The sequence below is a fragment of the Xanthomonas sp. NCPPB 4467 genome (genome assembly GCF_041475665.2).
Taxonomy (GTDB): Bacteria; Pseudomonadota; Gammaproteobacteria; order Xanthomonadales; family Xanthomonadaceae; genus Xanthomonas; species Xanthomonas dyei.
Window position 1 is genome coordinate 3,863,607 of the sequence record NZ_CM191260.1, and the last position, 15,909, is coordinate 3,879,515.

Consider the following 15,909-nt stretch of genomic DNA (forward strand, 5'->3'; position numbering starts at 1 on the left):
CAGATGATGGTGCGGGACTGCAGACAGGTGGCCGATGATCGGCGCGGCGCATGCGCGCGACAGGTGTGCGGCCGGTCATTGCGTCACCAGCGCCAACGCCAGTGCACCGAGCAACAACCACAGCAGCACGCCGGCACGCACCAGTAGCAGCGCGCGGCGCACACTGCCGGCGCTGGCCGGCAGGCCCTCGCCCAGACGCGGCCGTGTCTGCCAGTGGCCGTGGTACGGCGCTGGCCCACCCAATTGCACCTGCAGCGCGCCGGCACCGGCCGCCATCACCGGGCCGGCATTGGGGCTCTTCCAGCCGCGCCCCTGCTGCCAGGCGCAGCGCATGCCGGCGCGGCTGCGGCCGAGCAGCGCGTAGGTCAGGGCGGTGAGACGCGCCGGCAGCCAATTGAGCACATCGTCGATGCGCGCCGCAGCGCAGCCGAAGTTGGCGTAGCGCGGCGTGCGATAGCCCCACATCGCATCCAGCGTATTGGACAGCCGATACAGCACCGCGCCAGGCGCGCCGAGCAGCACACCCCAGAACAGCGCGGCGAATACCGCATCGCTGCCGTTTTCCAGCACCGACTCGGTCGCTGCGGCGGCAACCTGCGTGGCATCAAGCGCGGCGGTGTCGCGGCTGACGATGCGGCCCACGGCAATGCGCGCCGCTGCCAGGTCGTCGGCCTGCAATGCGTCGATCACTGGCTGCGCATGTTCGCCCAGGCTGCGCAATCCCAGCGCCAGGTAGAGCATGACGGCGGCAAAGACAGTTGCCGCCCACGCCGACCACCACCATAGCAGCGCTTGCAACGCGGCTGCAAAGAGCGTCCATGGCACCACCGTCGCGCACCAGGCCAGCACGCCTGCACCGCGACGATCGCGGTACAGGCGTGCTTCCACGCGCTGCGCCCAGTGGCCGAACAGCACCAGCGGATGCGCGCGCCGCGGCTCGCCCAGCAGCAGATCCAGCAGCACGGCGGCCGTGGCAATCACCAGCGCCATGGTGGGCGGCCCGGCGTCATGACAGGACATACGCCGATGCCGCTGCAGGCAATTGCACGCGCGTGGTCATGCCTACAACTCGATGCCGAGCTGCGCCTTGATGCCGGCGTTGAAGGCATGCTTGATCAGGCGCATCTCGGTGACGGTGTCGGCGACCTCGATCAACCCGGCCGGCGCACCGCGCCCGGTGATCACCACATGCTGTCCCGGCGGACGCGCGGCCACGGCTGCAAGCACCTCGTCCAGCGCGATGTAGTCCTTGACCAGGGCGATATTGAGTTCGTCCAGCAGCACGAAGTCGTAGCGCGGGTCGGCCAGCATGCCGCGCGCCAGATGCCAGGCGGCCTGCGCAGCGGCGATATCGAGTGCACGGTCCTGGGTTTCCCAGGTAAAGCCTTCGCCCATCACGTGGTAGTCGAGCAGATCCGGAAAGCGGCGGAAAAACGCTTCTTCGCCGGTGGAAAACGTGCCCTTGATGAATTGCACCACGCCGCAGTACAGGCCATGCCCGAGCGAACGCGCCAGCATGCCGAAGCCGGATGAACTCTTGCCCTTGCCGTTGCCGGTATTGACCAGCAACACGCCACGGTCGATGACCGCGCGTGCGATGCGTCTGTCCACCAGCTCCTTCTTGCGCTGCGCGCGTTCGCGGTAATGCGCGTCGTCGTGTTCGGGGGTGCTCATGCGCTTGCTCCAATCGGGTGACGTGTGGCGATGCCACGCAGTACAGCCAGCAGCGCGAAAGCGAAGCCGACATAGCCTGCCAGCGTGCCGAGTGCGTGCGGGTAATAGTCAGGCACGCGCGCGAGAAACCCGCCCAGCGTGGCCTGCGGATAACGGCCGGACAAAAAGTAGAAGCCGCCCTTGGAGAGCAGATACGCCAGGCTGCCGCTGAGCAGCACTGCGCACAGCAGGCGGGCCGCATCGCGCCACACATCGCGGTGCAGCTGCAAGGCATACACGCGCCCACCCAACCACAATGCCGCATACGCCAACGCCAGCGCCCAATAGGCCGGCGACAGACACCAATCGCTGATGCTGCCGGAGACCAGGCCGATCAGATCCAGCGCAGACGCCACCCCGAACAGCAGCGGCAGCATCCACCGCGGGCGCAGCAAGGCACCGGCCAAAAAGAACACCGCCCACGATGCGCTGGGCAATGCATCCACGCTGGCGAAATGCTCGCCGCGCGTGCACACCATCAACAGCACCAGCGCGCTACCGCACATCCATGCGGCGGTGCCTTGCAGTGGCGCGCGTGCCGGCGTGCGCGTTTGCCGTGCAACCGTCATGACCGCTCCAGCGGGGCCGATAACGGCGCCGCAGTGCGCGCGGCACGCCAGCGCAACACACACCACGCACCGACAAGCGCAACTGCCAGATACAGCGCGGTGGTACGCACGAACAACGGGCCCCACTGTGCTGCGCGCTGCAGATACTGCGCCCAATGCGGCTCGGCATAGCGCCCGCCCCACCAGTAGAACGCGCCGTTGGAAATCAGGAACGACACCACTGCGGACAAGGTGCCCAGCCCCCACGCAATACACATCGACCTTGCATCCGGGCGAAGGCGCGCGTGATACGCACGGCCGGCATACCACAGCACCCCGTACGCCAGCGGTAGCGCCGCGTAGGCGGCGGTAATGCAGAAGTCGCTGACACCGGCCACCGTGACCGCAGCCCAATCGATCGCCACCGACAACACCAGCAGCGCGACAAAAAACGCATGCCGTCGCACTGCCAGACCGCCCAAAAAGAACACCGCCATCGACGCATCCGGCAGATGCAGCCAGTCGCTGACGTGATGGAAGCGGGTGGCGGTCATCACCAGCATCAAGCTGATGAGGACAGCGCGTTCGGCGGGACGGGAGAGAGGGGTCATCGGTGTTCCTTTGAAGACAGACGCAGCTGCGCTAGCGGTAGAGACAGGCAACCGGTAACTGCTGCAGTGTACGAGTGGCGCATGACTGCTGATGCTGCTGTGTCACTGGCGGCGACATCACTGCAGCCGTTTCCTCATTGGTGCCTCGGCGCGACGCACTGTCGCCAATACGAGCAACTGCGCGATGCATGCGTCCAATCGGCACGGGCCGCATGCATCCCACCATCGCACATGTCAGCGGCTGCCCGTGCGTTACTGCGCCGCCTGGTAGCGGAAGGTGAGCAGATAATTGCGCCCCGGCTGCGCATACCAGCGTGCGGTCTCGTACTGGCGGTCGAAGACATTGTTTGCGGTGAACTGCACCTTCCAGTCCGCATCGATCGCATAGCTCACACGCAGATCCAGCAGGCCATAGCCGGCCAGCCGCTCGGTGTTGGCCAGATCGTCGTAACGCTTGCCGGAACCGAACAGGCTGGCGCCCACGCTGAAGGCACCGAAGCTGCGGTCGGCATCGATGCGCCCGCTCTGCCGCGCACGCCGCGGCAACCAGTTGCCGTGATTGACCTCGCCATCGGCCTGCGGCTGCAGCCAGGTCAGCGCGCTGCGCACGGTCCAGCCGGCCAGCTCGGTATCGTAGCCGGCTTCCATACCGCGAATGCGCGCCTGGTCGATGTTGTTCGGCTGCCCGAACGGGTGAGTGGCATCCACCAGCGCCGCGTCGTAGGCGATCAGATCGTCGATGCGGGTCTGGAAGGCATTGAGCGTCCAGGTGCCCCAGTCGTAGCTACCGCGCAGCCCCAGCTCGGCGCTCTTGGAGGTCTCCGGCCCCAGCAGCGGGTTGCCGTAATCCGGGTAATACAACTCGTTGAAGGTGGGCGCCTTGAACGCGGTGCCGTAGCTGGCGGTCAGGCGCAAATGCTCAGAGAAGTCCCAGCCCCACAACAGGCTGCCGGTGGTCTTGCCACCGAACTGGCTGTTGTCGTTGCGACGCAGGCTGGCCTGCAAAGACTGGCTGCCGAAGCTCTGCTGCCACTGCGCAAACGCGGCGCGGTCGATGCGGCTGTCGGCATCGTAGGTGTCGCTGCTGGCGATGGCGTCGCGCTGCCAGTCGAAACCGACCGTGAGCAAGCCCGGCCCGGTGTTGACGTCGGCCTGCAGCGAGCCCTGCTTGCGGCGCGTGTCGTAGGTCGACAGGTACGCACCGGCGTAATAGGTATCGCTGAAATCGGCGCTGCTGCCCAGGCTGGCGGTGAAGGTCAGCGCATCGCTGGGCGCATAGCGCACGCGCCCGCCCACGGCCTGCTGCACGCCCTTGGACAGATTGCCGCCAAAGGCTGAGCCGTCGTATTCGTTGCGGCTCTGCGCACGCAGGGCGTGCACGTCCGCATCCCACTGCCGATTGAAGCGCCAGCCGCCCTGCGCGCTCAGCGAATCGTTGCGATAGCCATCGCGGTCCGGATCGTAGGCACTGGAGCGGGTGTCCAGATACGCATTGATGCCATCGGTTTGGTCATGCACGGCGTTGAGCGAATACCAGCCGCCGGCTTCGCTCAGATCGCCCTGGCTGCGTCCGGCGACACCGGCGCCATAACGGCGCGCATTGTCGCTGCCGGCCGCCACGCTCAGCGTCGGCACGAAGCGGCCTTGCGGGCGACGGGTAAAGATCTGGATCACGCCGCCCAGCGCTTCGGAGCCATACAGGCTGGAAAACGGCCCGCGCACGATCTCGATGCGCTCGATCTGCTCGATCGGCAGGTCCTGCAATGCCGCGCCGCCGGCGGTGGCCGAGCCGATGCGCACGCCGTCGATCAGCACCACCAGATGATCCGATTCGGTGCCGCGCAGGAACAACGAGGTCGCCTTACCCGGACCACCGTTATTGGCCAGCGACACCCCGGCTTCGCCACGCAGCAGGTCCTGCAGCGAATTGATCTGGCGGCGCTCGATCTGCGCGCGGTCGATCACCGTGACCGGCGCCAGCGTCTGGTCCTGGGTCTGCGCGGTCCGCGAGGCGGTGACCACCACTTCGTCGAGATCGATGGCGGCTTCGGCCTGGGCCAGATTGATCACGCACAGCGACAATCCCGCGGCCAACACGGCGCGAGATGGCAAAACGGAAGAAAGGGACATCTACTGCTGCTCCTGAAACCGCGCCGACCCGCGCGGGGGCAATGGGGCGACACGCAGCAACGGGCCAGCCGTCCGACGCAGCAGCATCGGACGCGCAAGGCCACGCCCACCGCGTGCCGGGTCAATCCCTCAGGCCGGTCTCCGGGCTTGCGAGCGGAAGCGGATGCTTCCCGGGTCTGCGCCTTCCCATGCAAAGCACAGTGGCGTGACGTGCAGACCCTTGTCTCGCCCACCGTTGCGGGGGCAGCTCCGGAATTACGACTCGCCCAAGGCGATGCGCGCACCGGATTCCCGTTTAAACCACCGGCCAGCCGGCAGTCACCTCAGGGGCGCGCATGGTAGCAGGATTGGCTGGCGCCTCAGCGCTCTGGTGCGACCGACCAAGCGCAGCGCGTCGCCACGCGCCGGGGTGGTGACTACTGATTGCTTCTCTCATCGGAAGAAGGTGGCGCGCAGCGCTGGATGAGGGGACAGAGCGCAGCCTCATGCCATGGATAGAAGCAGCATGCTGGGTTGCTTGCATGTCCGCCATCGAGCTTGATCTCGCACATATGCGTGGGCTTCGCCCCCGTCATTGAGATCGCCCCCCCACACCCGCTCCGCGCCCCAGCCCACGCTTGCGCTTGCGGCGCGTGCGCTCCAAGGCCACCCGCGCCCATCGCGCGCAAGCTGTGCCTCCTCGCCCCGACGGGAGAGGGGCGAGCCGTTCCGGGCGGGAGAAAGGCTTCAAGCCAAGCGTCATTGGCGTGTTCAAGATGTCCGGGTCATGGAAGCGAGGTCACGAGGCGGCAGCGCGGCTGGGGATTTGGCGGAGAGCGGCACAAGGATGTGCCGCGGCGGCGAGTCAGACAGGATGTCTGACCGAGCCGAAGAGCCGATCCCCAGCCGCGCTGCCGCGCTCACCGAAGCCAGTACCGGCGGGCATCGTGCTTTGCCATACCCAACCCCACCCCGCTCCGCGCTAGCAGTACGAGCGCACCAAGACACGCGCACCGGTGGCGCTCCCGCCGTGCCTTGGTATCCGACGGGAGCGTTGTTCCAAGAGTGGCCAACAAAACGTAGCGAGCAGTCGTCAGGTGGGTGTGGACGGCGCGGAAGAACCGGAGTGGACGCGTGGTCCATGCCGCACCGAGTACCGGCCGCGCTCGCCTGGCGGTGAGCACAGTCGGCGTGTTGGCTGCGCTAAAACCTCACGCTCCCTGTAGCGCCTGCTCCAGATCCGCCAGCAGATCGTCGATATGTTCGATGCCGATCGACAGGCGCACGGTGTCTTCGCTGACGCCGGCATGTTCCAGTTCGGCTGGACCGAGCTGGCGGTGCGTGGTGGATGCCGGATGCGTCGCCAGCGATTTGGCATCGCCGATGTTGACCAGCCGCGTGAACAACTGCAGCGCATCCAGAAACCGCGCACCCGCCGCACGCCCCCCGGGCAGGCCGAAGGTCAGCACGCCTGAGCCGTGCCCGCCCAGATACTTCTGCGCCAGCGCATGCTCGGGGTGATCCGGCAACGCAGCGTAATTGACCCAGGCCACCCGCGCGTGTTGCTGCAGATATGTCGCAATCGCCAATGTGTTGGCATTGATGCGCTCCATGCGCAGCGGCAGGGTTTCGATGCCTTGCAGGATCAAAAATGCATTGAACGGCGACAACGCCGCCCCGGTATTGCGCAGCGGCACCACGCGCGCGCGGCCGATGTAAGCGGCCTCGCCCAACGCCTCGGTATACACCACGCCGTGGTAACTCACGTCCGGCTCGTTGAGACGCGCAAATCGCGCCTTGTGCTCCGCCCACGGAAAGCGCCCGCTGTCCACGATCGCCCCGCCGATACTGTTGCCATGCCCGCCCAGATACTTGGTCAGCGAATGCACCACGATGTCCGCGCCGAAGTCGATCGGCCGCAGCAACGACGGTGTGGCCACGGTGTTGTCCACGATCAGCGGTACGCCATGCGCATGCGCCACGGCCGCCACCGCTTCGATATCGGTGATGTTGCCGCGCGGATTGCCGATCGACTCGACGAACACCGCCTTGGTACGGTCGTCGATCAGGCCGGCAAACGCCTGCGGATCGCGATAGTCGGCAAACCGCGTGCTGATGCCGAACTGCGGCAGCGTATGCGCGAACAGATTGTAGGTACCGCCATACAACGCACTGGACGACACGATGTTGTCGCCCACCTCGGCGATGGTCTGGATGGCGTAGGTCACCGCCGCCTGCCCCGACGCCAGCGCCAGTGCACCGATGCCGCCTTCCAGCGCCGCGACGCGCTGTTCCAGCACATCGTTGGTTGGGTTCGTGATGCGACTGTAGATGTTGCCCGGCACTTTCAGATCGAACAGATCCGCGCCGTGCTGGGTGTTGTCGAAGGCGTAGGCAACGGTCTGGTAGATCGGCACCGCCACCGCCCGCGTGGTCGGATCGGGGCGATACCCACCATGCACGGCGATGGTTTCGGGCTTCCACTGCGGGTCGGTCATGGTGCGGCTCGCTCTCTGAAAGAATGCCGACCATAGCCGGGACCGCACGTTTGTTTGCAAACGCGCAGTGATGAACTCATGCCGCCCGGTTGTAAGCACAGCCGTGCAACGCCTGCGCTATCCACATGACGCAACCTGATGAGCCCGGCCCTGCTTGCCGATCGTCGACGGCGAACAGCGGAAGCGCGGTAGGGTGTCCGGGAGCGGGACCGTGTGGCGGCATGAATGCCGCAACCGAGCCTCCATGGATGGATTCACGGCGTGTCCCGACACCGGATGCGACACCGCGCACCCACCAACCAACACGCACAACACCCGCAGGTTTCGTGCGAACGCTTCAGTCGCTGAGGGCGCTTGCAGGCCTACCAGCGGTTGAGGCAAGCGCGATGGCTGATTAACGATGTTTCCCGCAGATCAAGCTGAGCCGCAGAAATAACCGATCAACGCAAGAGCGGGCACTGCCTGCGCAGTGCCCGCTCTTGCGTCAACCATCAGCGCCGGTGCAATTGGCGGGGTGAACACGCACCCATCGCCCAACCTCATCAGCCCTTCGTAAACGCCAGACGCCCGCCCTCGACACGCACGCGCACGGTGTCGCCGCTGATGTAATGCCCGGAGAGGATCTGCTGGGCCAGCGGATTTTCCACCTGCGACTGGATCGCGCGCTTGAGCGGTCGCGCGCCATACACCGGGTCGAAGCCGACGTTGCCGAGCAGATCCAGCGCGGCATCGTCCAGATCCAGCTTGAGTCCGCGTTCGGCCAGGCGCTTTTCCAGGCCCTGCAACTGGATGCGCGCGATCGACTTGATCTGCGCCTTGTCCAGCGGATGGAACACCACGATGTCGTCCAGCCGGTTAATGAACTCCGGGCGGAAATGCGCCTGCACCACGCCCATCACCGCGGCCTTCATCTGCGTATAGGCCTCGGCACTGCCGTCGCCGGAGAGCTCCTGGATCTGATGCGACCCCAGGTTGGAGGTCATCACGATCACCGTGTTGCGGAAGTCCACGGTGCGGCCCTGACCATCGGTCAGACGGCCATCGTCGAGCACCTGCAACAGGATATTGAAGACATCGGCATGCGCTTTTTCGACCTCGTCGAGCAGGATCAGCGAATACGGGCGGCGACGCACCGCTTCGGTGAGATAACCGCCTTCTTCATAGCCCACGTAGCCCGGAGGCGCACCGATCAGGCGCGACACCGAATGTTTCTCCATGAACTCGCTCATGTCGATGCGGATCATCGCTTCGGTGCTGTCGAACAGGAAGTCCGCCAACGCCTTGCACAACTCGGTCTTGCCCACGCCGGTCGGCCCCAGGAACAGGAACGAGCCGCTCGGACGATTGGGGTCGGACAGGCCGGCACGCGAGCGACGCACCGCATCGGACACCACCTTGATCGCCTCGTTCTGACCAACCACGCGGTGATGCAGTTCGTCTTCCATGCGCAGCAATTTGTCGCGCTCGCCTTCGAGCATCTTGTTGACCGGAATGCCGGTCCAACGCGACACCACTTCGGCAATTTCTTCGGCGGTCACGCGGTCCTGCACCAGCTTGAAGTCGTGATGCTCCACTTCGTTAGCCAGCAGCATCTGCTTTTCCAGCTGCGGCAACACGCCGTACTGGATCTCGCTCATCTTGGCGTAGTCCTGGCGACGCTGCGCCGCTTCCAGCTCCAGCTTGGCGTGCTCGATCTGCTCCTTGACCTTGGTGGTGCCCTGCAGCGCGGCTTTTTCCGACTTCCACAGCTCGTTGAGGTCGTAGAACTCGCGTTCGAGCTTGTCGATATCGGTTTCCAGATCGGCCAGGCGCTGACGCGAGGCGTCGTCTTTTTCCTTCTTCAACATCTCGCGCTGGATCTTGAGCTGGATCAGCCGGCGCTCCAGGCGGTCGAGTTCTTCCGGCTTGGAGTCGATCTCCATGCGGATACGCGATGCGGCCTCGTCCATCAGGTCGATGGCCTTGTCCGGCAACTGGCGGTCGGTGATGTAGCGGTTGGACAAGGTGGCCGCCGCCACGATCGCCGGGTCGGTGATCTCTACACCGTGGTGCACGGCGTAGCGTTCCTTCAAGCCACGCAGGATGGCGATGGTGTCTTCCACCGTCGGCTCGCCCACGAAGACTTTCTGGAAGCGACGCTCCAGCGCGGCATCTTTTTCGATGTACTTGCGGTACTCGTCCAGCGTGGTGGCGCCGATGCAATGCAGCTCGCCGCGCGCCAGCGCCGGCTTGAGCATGTTGCCGGCGTCCATCGCACCGTCGGCCTTGCCCGCGCCCACCATGGTGTGCAACTCATCGATAAACAGGATGATCTGACCTTCGTTCTTCGACAGGTCGCTGAGCACCGCCTTCAAGCGCTCTTCGAATTCGCCGCGGAACTTGGCACCGGCAATCAGCGCGCCCATGTCCAGCGACAGCACCCGCTTGCCGCGCAGGCCTTCGGGCACTTCGCCGTTGATGATGCGCTGGGCCAGGCCTTCTACAATCGCAGTCTTGCCCACGCCGGGTTCGCCGATCAGCACCGGGTTGTTCTTGGTCCGGCGCTGCAACACCTGGATGGTGCGGCGGATTTCTTCGTCGCGGCCGATCACCGGATCCAGCTTGCCGCTCTCCGCACGCGCGGTGAGATCGATGGTGTATTTCTCCAGCGCCTGGCGCTGCTCTTCGGCATTTTCCGATTGCACGGTTTCGCCGCCGCGCAGCTTGTCGATGGCCGCTTCGATCTTCTTCTTGTCGCCGCCGGCCGCGCGCAGTGCCACGCCCAGCGGGCTGGCATCGTCGGCGGCGGCCAGCACGAACCACTCGCTGGCGATGAACGCATCGGCATGTTGCTGAGCGAGCTTGTCGGTCTGGTTGAGCAGGCGATTGAGATCGTTGCCGATCGACAGGTTGCCTTCCTGTCCGGACACCTTGGGCAAGGTATCCAGCGCCTCGCCAAGACGCTCGCGCAGCGACGGCACGTTGACCCCGGCCTGCGACAGCAGCGGGCGCGTACTGCCACCGCTCTGGTCGAGCAGCGCGGCCAGCACGTGCACCGGCTCGATGATGTTGTGGTCGCGGCCCACGGCCAGCGACTGTGCGTCGGCCAGTGCCTGCTGGAACCGCGAGGTGAGCTTGTCCATCCGCATGGGAAATCCTCTGAACGGGTGGCCGGCAACGCCGGCGATACCGTGCAGATGCGGCTGCCGAGCGGGGTTTCAAGGTTTGATCGGCACGGAACGAACCGAGACCAAGGCCCCCGAGACCGCCTCATGCGGCCCGGAGTGTCGTTGCGAGCTGCGGGCAGCGCGGTCTGGCATCGGCCACGGGGCCGACCAACGGACGATTGCTACACGATCCGTCGCAACGGCACTGCCGCATGCAAAACGCTGCCACCACCCGCGATGCCCTGCCCCGCATCGCCCTGCGCGGGAGTTGCCGCCGCACCTGCCTGCACAGCGCCCAGCAGACGCGACAGCACCTGCGCCTGGATCGCGGCAAGCGCGGGGGTGCCAGGCGCGCGCGGGTGCGCCACCGGCACGGCCACATCCAGGCCGACCCGGCCCTGCTCGATCACCACGATGCGGTCGGCCAGCGCGCTGGCTTCGGCCACATCATGGGTCACCAGCACCAGGGTGAACCCGTACTGCCGCCACAGCTGCACGATCAGCTGCTGCATCTCGATCCGTGTCAACGCATCCAGCGCGCCCAGCGGCTCGTCCAGCAGCAACAGCCGCGGCCGATGCACCAATGCGCGCGCCAGCGCCACGCGTTGCCGCTGCCCACCGGACAACGCCGCCGGCCAGTCGCCGCCGCGCGTGCCCAGCCCCACCGCGTCCAGTGCCGCCTGTGCCTGTGCGCGCCCGGCACGGCCCAAGCCCAGCGCCACGTTGTCGATCACCCGCTTCCAGGGCAGCAGCCGCGCATCCTGAAACATCAGCCGCACCGCATCGCGCCGACGCGCCAAAGGTGCATCGCCACTGTCCACGCGACCGGCATCGGCGCTCTCCAGACCGGCGATCACGCGCAGCAGCGTGCTCTTGCCGCAACCACTACGGCCGACCACCGCCACACAACTGCCGGCTGCAATCTCCAGATCGATGCCGCGCAACACAGCGCTGCCGCCATAGCGCTTGCCGATACCGCGCAGGCTCAGCGGCAACCCGTTGCCTGCCACCGTCATCGCGGCACCTGCGCGCGCCGTTGTTGCGCCGGGTGCCAGCCCAGCCACCAGGCTTCGAGCCCGCGCGCGGCAAGATCGGCCAGCTTGCCGAGCAGCGCATACAGCACGATCGCCACCACCACGATGTCGGTCTGCAGGAACTCGCGCGCATTGGTTGCCAGGTAGCCAATGCCGGAGCTGGCGGAGATGGTTTCGGCCACGATCAAGGTCAGCCACATCAGCCCCAATGCAAAGCGCAGCCCCACCAGAATCGACGGCAGCGCGCCGGGCAGCAACACATCGATAAACAATTGCGGCCCACGCAAGCCGTAGTTGCGTGCCATCTCGATCAACGCCGGGTCCACACTGCGGATGCCGTGATAGGTATTGAGATAGATCGGGAAGAAGGTGCCCAGCGCCACCAGAAACAACTTGGCGCCCTCATCGATGCCAAACCACAGGATCACCAGCGGAATCAGCGCCAGATGCGGCACGTTGCGCAGCATCTGCAGGCTGCTGTCGAGCAGGCGCTCGGCCACGCGCGACACACCGGTCAAAAGGCCCAGCGCCAGGCCAAGGCTGCCGCCGATGGCCAGGCCCACGGCGGCGCGCCAACTGCTGATTGCCAGGTGCTGCCACAGCTCGCCGCTTTGCACGAGCGTGGCCGCCGCACGCAGCACTGCGTCCGGCGCCGGCAGGATGCGCTGCGGCAGCCAGCCAACCGATGCGGCGCCCTGCCATGCGGCCAGCACCGTCAATGGCAACACCCACGGCAGCAGCCGGTTGCCCCAGCGCAACGCACGCGCGCTCATGGCATCGCTCTCGTGTTGCCGGTGCGCAGCGACGACGCAGCCGTGCGCATCACTTGCCTGCCGCTTGCGCGGCAACCGTGGCCGGCGCGCGCCACACCGCCGGCGCCACCAGCACGCGCTTGGGCAATAAGCGCTGCGCATAGAACAGGTCGGCAGTGGCCTGCTGCGCCTTGATGACCTCGGCGCCGAGCGGTTGCACGCTGGCCGGCGGACGATGCGCCAAGGTGCGCTCCACCACCGCAGGCGACAGTCCACTCACCTGCGCCAGCACCTTGATACTGCCGGCGCGGTCGCGTTCCAGCAGGCCGTCGGCCTGATTGAGCGTGCCCATCACCTGCTGCACGAACGGGCCCCATGCCGTGGCATAGCGGCGCGACGACAGAAAGAACCCGCCGGTCAACCCCAGCCCTTCGCCATTGGCGAGCAGGCGCGCACTGCCATCCAGCGTCAACGCCGAATACCACGGGTCCCAGATCGCCCAGGCATCCACCTGCCCGGCCGCAAACGCCGCACGCGCATTGGCCGGCGACAGATACAGCGGGGTGATGTCGCGCAGGCTCAGGCCGGACTTGGCCAACAACCGCAGCAGCAAATTATGCGCGCTGGATCCTTTTTGAAACGCCACCCGCTTGCCCTTGAGGTCGGCCACGCGGCGCAGCGCGCTCTTGGCCGGCACCAGAATGGTTTCGGCCTTCGGCGTCGGCGGCACCCAGCCCACGTACAACAGATCGGCACCGGCCGCCTGCGCGAACAACGGCGGAATATCGCCGGCCCCGCCCAGATCGACGCTACCCACGTTCAAGGCTTCCAGCAATTGCGGCCCCGCTGGAAATTCCACCCAGGTAATGTTGGTGCGCGGGAAGCGATGCTCCAGCAGACGGTGCTGTTTGGCCAGCACCAGGCTCGACACCGCTTTTTGATAGCCGATACGCAGCTGTGCAGGGTCGGCCGCAGACGCGCGCGGCAACCACGCGACACTTACCAACAGCATCACCGCCCAAGCCACACGCATGCGCATCGACGATCTCCTCATTGCCAATCGGTTGACGGTTTTTCCCACAGGTTGATGCCGCCCTCGACCGCGAAGCGATCGATCTCGGCCAACTCGTCTGCGCTGAAACTCAGGTTGCGCAATGCCGCGACGTTTTCGACCAACTGCTCCGGCCGGCTGGCACCCAACAACGCCGAACTCACCCGCGCATCGCGCAGCACCCAGGCCAGTGCCAGCTGCGCAAGGCTTTGTCCGCGACGCTGCGCAATCGCATTCAATCCACGCGCGCGTTGCAGGTTGTCCTCGGACAGATGCTCCGGCCGCAGCGATTGCCCACCGGGGCGATTGACGCGCGCATCGGCCGGCACGCCATCGAGATACTTGCCGGTGAGCAGGCCCTGTGCCAGCGGCGTGAATGCGATCACCCCGGCCCCGATGTCTGCGGTGGCATCCAGCAGCTCGTGCTCAAGCCACCGGTTGAACAGGTTGTAGGCCGGTTGATGGATCAGCAACGGCACCTTCCACTCGCGCAGCAATGCGGCGATCTCGCGCGTGCGCGCCGCCGAATACGACGACACGCCCACGTACAGCGCCTTGCCTTGTTGCACGGCGCTGGCCAATGCGCCGGCGGTTTCTTCCAACGGCGTGTCCGCATCGAAACGGTGCGAATAGAAGATGTCCACATAGTCCACGCCCAGCCTTTGCAGGCTCTGGTCCAGGCTGGACAACAGATACTTGCGCGAACTGCCGCCCTGCCCGTAGGGGCCGGGCCACATGTCCCAGCCGGCCTTGGTGGAAATGATCAATTCATCGCGATACGGCTTGAAATCCTCGCGCAGCAAACGGCCGAAGTTGCGCTCCGCGCTGCCATACGGCGGGCCATAGTTGTTGGCCAGATCGAAATGGGTGATGCCCAGATCGAAGGCGGTGCGCAGCAAGGCGCGCTGGGTGTCGATCGGCGTGCTGTCGCCGAAGTTGTGCCACAGCCCCAGCGACAATGCGGGCAAGACAAGGCCGCTACGGCCGACACGGCGGTAGGCGATGCGGTCGTAACGATCGGGATGTGCGAGATAGGTCATCAGAATGTCCGGTAGATCAGCGTGCGCTGAAGCGATTGACGGGGCGTGCCAGCCCCAGATGATCGCGCAAGGTGCGCCCTGCATAGTCACGCCGAAACAGACCACGCCGTTGCAGCTCCGGTACCACGTGCGTGGCCACATCGGCCAGGCCACCAGGCAGGTGCGGCACCAGCACATTGAAGCCATCGGCGGCGCCTTGCTCGAACCACGCCTGCAACTCGTCGGCAATCTGCGCGGGCGTGCCGATCAGGCTGTAATGCCCGCGCCCACCCGCAATGCGCCGGCCGAGCTGGGCAATGCTCAACTGGTCCTGCCCGGCCAGTTCGGTGAACAACTGCTGGCGGCTGCGCTGGCCAGTTTCGGTGAGCGGCAATTGCGGCAACGGGCCGTCCGGCGGATAGCCGGACAGATCGAAGTTGCCCAGCATGCGCGACAGCAGCGCGATGCCGACCTCAGGCTCCACCAGCTCCTGGAATTGCTCGAATTTTTCCTGCGCTTCGGCCTGGCTTTGTCCCACCACGATGAACACGCCCGGCAGCACCTTCAATGCATCGCGCGTGCGGCCAAACTGTTCCAGCCGCCCTTTGATATCCGCATAGAACGCCTGTGCCTTGGCCAGCGACGATTGCGCGGTGAACACCACCTCGGCGGTTTCTGCCGCCAGCGCGCGCCCGGGTTCGGACGAACCGGCCTGCACCAGCACCGGATGCCCCTGCGGCGCGCGCGCAATGTTGAGCGGCCCGCGCACCTGAAAGTGCGTGCCGCGATGATCGAGCACATGCGCACGCGCCGGGTCGTGATGCAGGCCGGCCGCCTTGTCGGCGATAAAGGCGTCATCGTCCCAGCTGTCCCACAGGCCGGCGACCACCTGCTGAAATTCGCGCGCCCGCGCATAGCGCTCGGCGTGCACGTAATGCGCATCGCGATTGAAGTTGAGCGCCTCGTCGGCAGCGTCGGAGGTGACCAGATTCCACCCGGCCCGTCCGCCGGACAGATGGTCCAGCGAGGCGAACTTGCGCGCCACATGATACGGCTCGTTGTAGCTGGTAGTCATGGTGGCGATCAGGCCGATGCGCTCGCTGACCGTGGCCAGTGCGCTGAGCAGCGTCAGCGGCTCGAACAGGCTGGAACGCGCCATCCGCGGCGCGATCGGCCCGCCGGCTGCGGCCAGGCTGTCTGCGACGAACACCGCATCGAACTTGGCGGCCTCGGCGATGCGCACCATCTCGCGGTACTGCGCAAAATCCAGCGTCTGCGCACTCGCCTGCGGGTGCCGCCATGCCGCGACGTGGTGGCCAGTCGCCATCAGGAAGGCACCCAGCGACAGCTGCCGTGGCGCGCTCATCGCCGACCACCCAGCAGGACGCACTGCGTGTGCTTGATCTCACTGCGTAAACCCATCGATTG

Annotated in this window: 12 protein-coding genes, 1 other RNA gene and 1 riboswitch; all 13 genes read right to left on the minus strand. The window is 66.0% G+C overall.

Annotation, left to right across the window (positions count from 1 at the left end; genetic code table 11):
* Nucleotides 1-75 precede the first annotated feature (75 nt).
* On the minus strand, nucleotides 76-990 hold the full coding sequence (gene cbiB, locus ACCQ06_RS16895) for an adenosylcobinamide-phosphate synthase CbiB (protein ID WP_228323979.1): 915 nt from the start codon (nucleotides 988-990) through the stop codon (nucleotides 76-78).
* Between the two features lie 72 nt (nucleotides 991-1,062).
* Nucleotides 1,063-1,674, minus strand: coding sequence for a cob(I)yrinic acid a,c-diamide adenosyltransferase (cobO, locus tag ACCQ06_RS16900; protein ID WP_228323898.1), 612 nt, complete (start codon nucleotides 1,672-1,674; stop codon nucleotides 1,063-1,065).
* On the minus strand, nucleotides 1,671-2,282 hold the full coding sequence (locus ACCQ06_RS16905; RefSeq protein WP_228323897.1) for a hypothetical protein: 612 nt from the start codon (nucleotides 2,280-2,282) through the stop codon (nucleotides 1,671-1,673). The genes cobO and ACCQ06_RS16905 overlap by 4 nt, the downstream gene beginning before the upstream one ends.
* A complete protein-coding gene (locus tag ACCQ06_RS16910) occupies nucleotides 2,279-2,872 on the minus strand; it encodes a hypothetical protein (protein ID WP_228323896.1) in 594 nt (197 codons plus the stop codon). The genes ACCQ06_RS16905 and ACCQ06_RS16910 overlap by 4 nt, the downstream gene beginning before the upstream one ends.
* Before the next feature lie 252 nt (nucleotides 2,873-3,124).
* A complete protein-coding gene (gene btuB, locus ACCQ06_RS16915; protein WP_228323895.1) occupies nucleotides 3,125-5,002 on the minus strand; it encodes a TonB-dependent vitamin B12 receptor in 1,878 nt (625 codons plus the stop codon).
* 115 nt (nucleotides 5,003-5,117) lie between these two features.
* A riboswitch (cobalamin riboswitch) is annotated at nucleotides 5,118-5,343 on the minus strand.
* A gap of 705 nt (nucleotides 5,344-6,048) precedes the next feature.
* Nucleotides 6,049-6,124, minus strand: a non-coding RNA gene (locus tag ACCQ06_RS16920) — sX9 sRNA.
* 68 nt (nucleotides 6,125-6,192) lie between these two features.
* Nucleotides 6,193-7,479: an O-acetylhomoserine aminocarboxypropyltransferase/cysteine synthase family protein gene (locus tag ACCQ06_RS16925; protein WP_316687813.1), complete on the minus strand. Its 1,287-nt coding sequence runs from the start codon at nucleotides 7,477-7,479 to the stop codon at nucleotides 6,193-6,195.
* A gap of 542 nt (nucleotides 7,480-8,021) precedes the next feature.
* A complete protein-coding gene (gene clpB / locus ACCQ06_RS16930; protein WP_316687814.1) occupies nucleotides 8,022-10,607 on the minus strand; it encodes an ATP-dependent chaperone ClpB in 2,586 nt (861 codons plus the stop codon).
* Nucleotides 10,608-10,807: 200 nt separating this feature from the next.
* Nucleotides 10,808-11,641 (minus strand): ATP-binding cassette domain-containing protein, encoded by an 834-nt coding sequence (locus ACCQ06_RS16935; RefSeq protein ID WP_316687817.1) that lies wholly within the window; start codon nucleotides 11,639-11,641, stop codon nucleotides 10,808-10,810.
* A complete protein-coding gene (ssuC, locus tag ACCQ06_RS16940) occupies nucleotides 11,638-12,432 on the minus strand; it encodes an aliphatic sulfonate ABC transporter permease SsuC (protein ID WP_228325286.1) in 795 nt (264 codons plus the stop codon). Before ssuC ends, ACCQ06_RS16935 begins: the two co-directional genes overlap by 4 nt.
* Nucleotides 12,433-12,481: 49 nt before the next feature.
* A complete protein-coding gene (locus ACCQ06_RS16945; protein WP_228325287.1) occupies nucleotides 12,482-13,450 on the minus strand; it encodes an aliphatic sulfonate ABC transporter substrate-binding protein in 969 nt (322 codons plus the stop codon).
* Nucleotides 13,451-13,461: 11 nt separating this feature from the next.
* Complete coding sequence (gene mgrA, locus ACCQ06_RS16950) at nucleotides 13,462-14,502, minus strand: L-glyceraldehyde 3-phosphate reductase (RefSeq protein WP_228325288.1); 1,041 nt, start codon at nucleotides 14,500-14,502, stop codon at nucleotides 13,462-13,464.
* A 16-nt stretch (nucleotides 14,503-14,518) separates the two neighbouring features.
* On the minus strand, nucleotides 14,519-15,847 hold the full coding sequence (locus ACCQ06_RS16955) for an LLM class flavin-dependent oxidoreductase (protein ID WP_316687820.1): 1,329 nt from the start codon (nucleotides 15,845-15,847) through the stop codon (nucleotides 14,519-14,521).
* Nucleotides 15,848-15,909: the final 62 nt, after the last annotated feature.

Excerpts from the sequence above, each read along its gene's own strand:
- cbiB (WP_228323979.1), bottom strand. The coding sequence starts at position 990 with ATGGCGCTGGTGATTGCCACGGCCGCCGTGCTGCTGGATCTGCTGCTG.
- cobO (WP_228323898.1), bottom strand. The coding sequence starts at position 1,674 with ATGAGCACCCCCGAACACGACGACGCGCATTACCGCGAACGCGCGCAG.
- ACCQ06_RS16905 (WP_228323897.1), bottom strand. The coding sequence starts at position 2,282 with ATGACGGTTGCACGGCAAACGCGCACGCCGGCACGCGCGCCACTGCAA.
- ACCQ06_RS16910 (WP_228323896.1), bottom strand. The coding sequence starts at position 2,872 with ATGACCCCTCTCTCCCGTCCCGCCGAACGCGCTGTCCTCATCAGCTTG.
- btuB (WP_228323895.1), bottom strand. The coding sequence starts at position 5,002 with ATGTCCCTTTCTTCCGTTTTGCCATCTCGCGCCGTGTTGGCCGCGGGA.
- ACCQ06_RS16925 (WP_316687813.1), bottom strand. The coding sequence starts at position 7,479 with ATGACCGACCCGCAGTGGAAGCCCGAAACCATCGCCGTGCATGGTGGG.
- clpB (WP_316687814.1), bottom strand. The coding sequence starts at position 10,607 with ATGCGGATGGACAAGCTCACCTCGCGGTTCCAGCAGGCACTGGCCGAC.
- ACCQ06_RS16935 (WP_316687817.1), bottom strand. The coding sequence starts at position 11,641 with ATGACGGTGGCAGGCAACGGGTTGCCGCTGAGCCTGCGCGGTATCGGC.
- ssuC (WP_228325286.1), bottom strand. The coding sequence starts at position 12,432 with ATGAGCGCGCGTGCGTTGCGCTGGGGCAACCGGCTGCTGCCGTGGGTG.
- ACCQ06_RS16945 (WP_228325287.1), bottom strand. The coding sequence starts at position 13,450 with ATGCGCATGCGTGTGGCTTGGGCGGTGATGCTGTTGGTAAGTGTCGCG.
- mgrA (WP_228325288.1), bottom strand. The coding sequence starts at position 14,502 with ATGACCTATCTCGCACATCCCGATCGTTACGACCGCATCGCCTACCGC.
- ACCQ06_RS16955 (WP_316687820.1), bottom strand. The coding sequence starts at position 15,847 with ATGAGCGCGCCACGGCAGCTGTCGCTGGGTGCCTTCCTGATGGCGACT.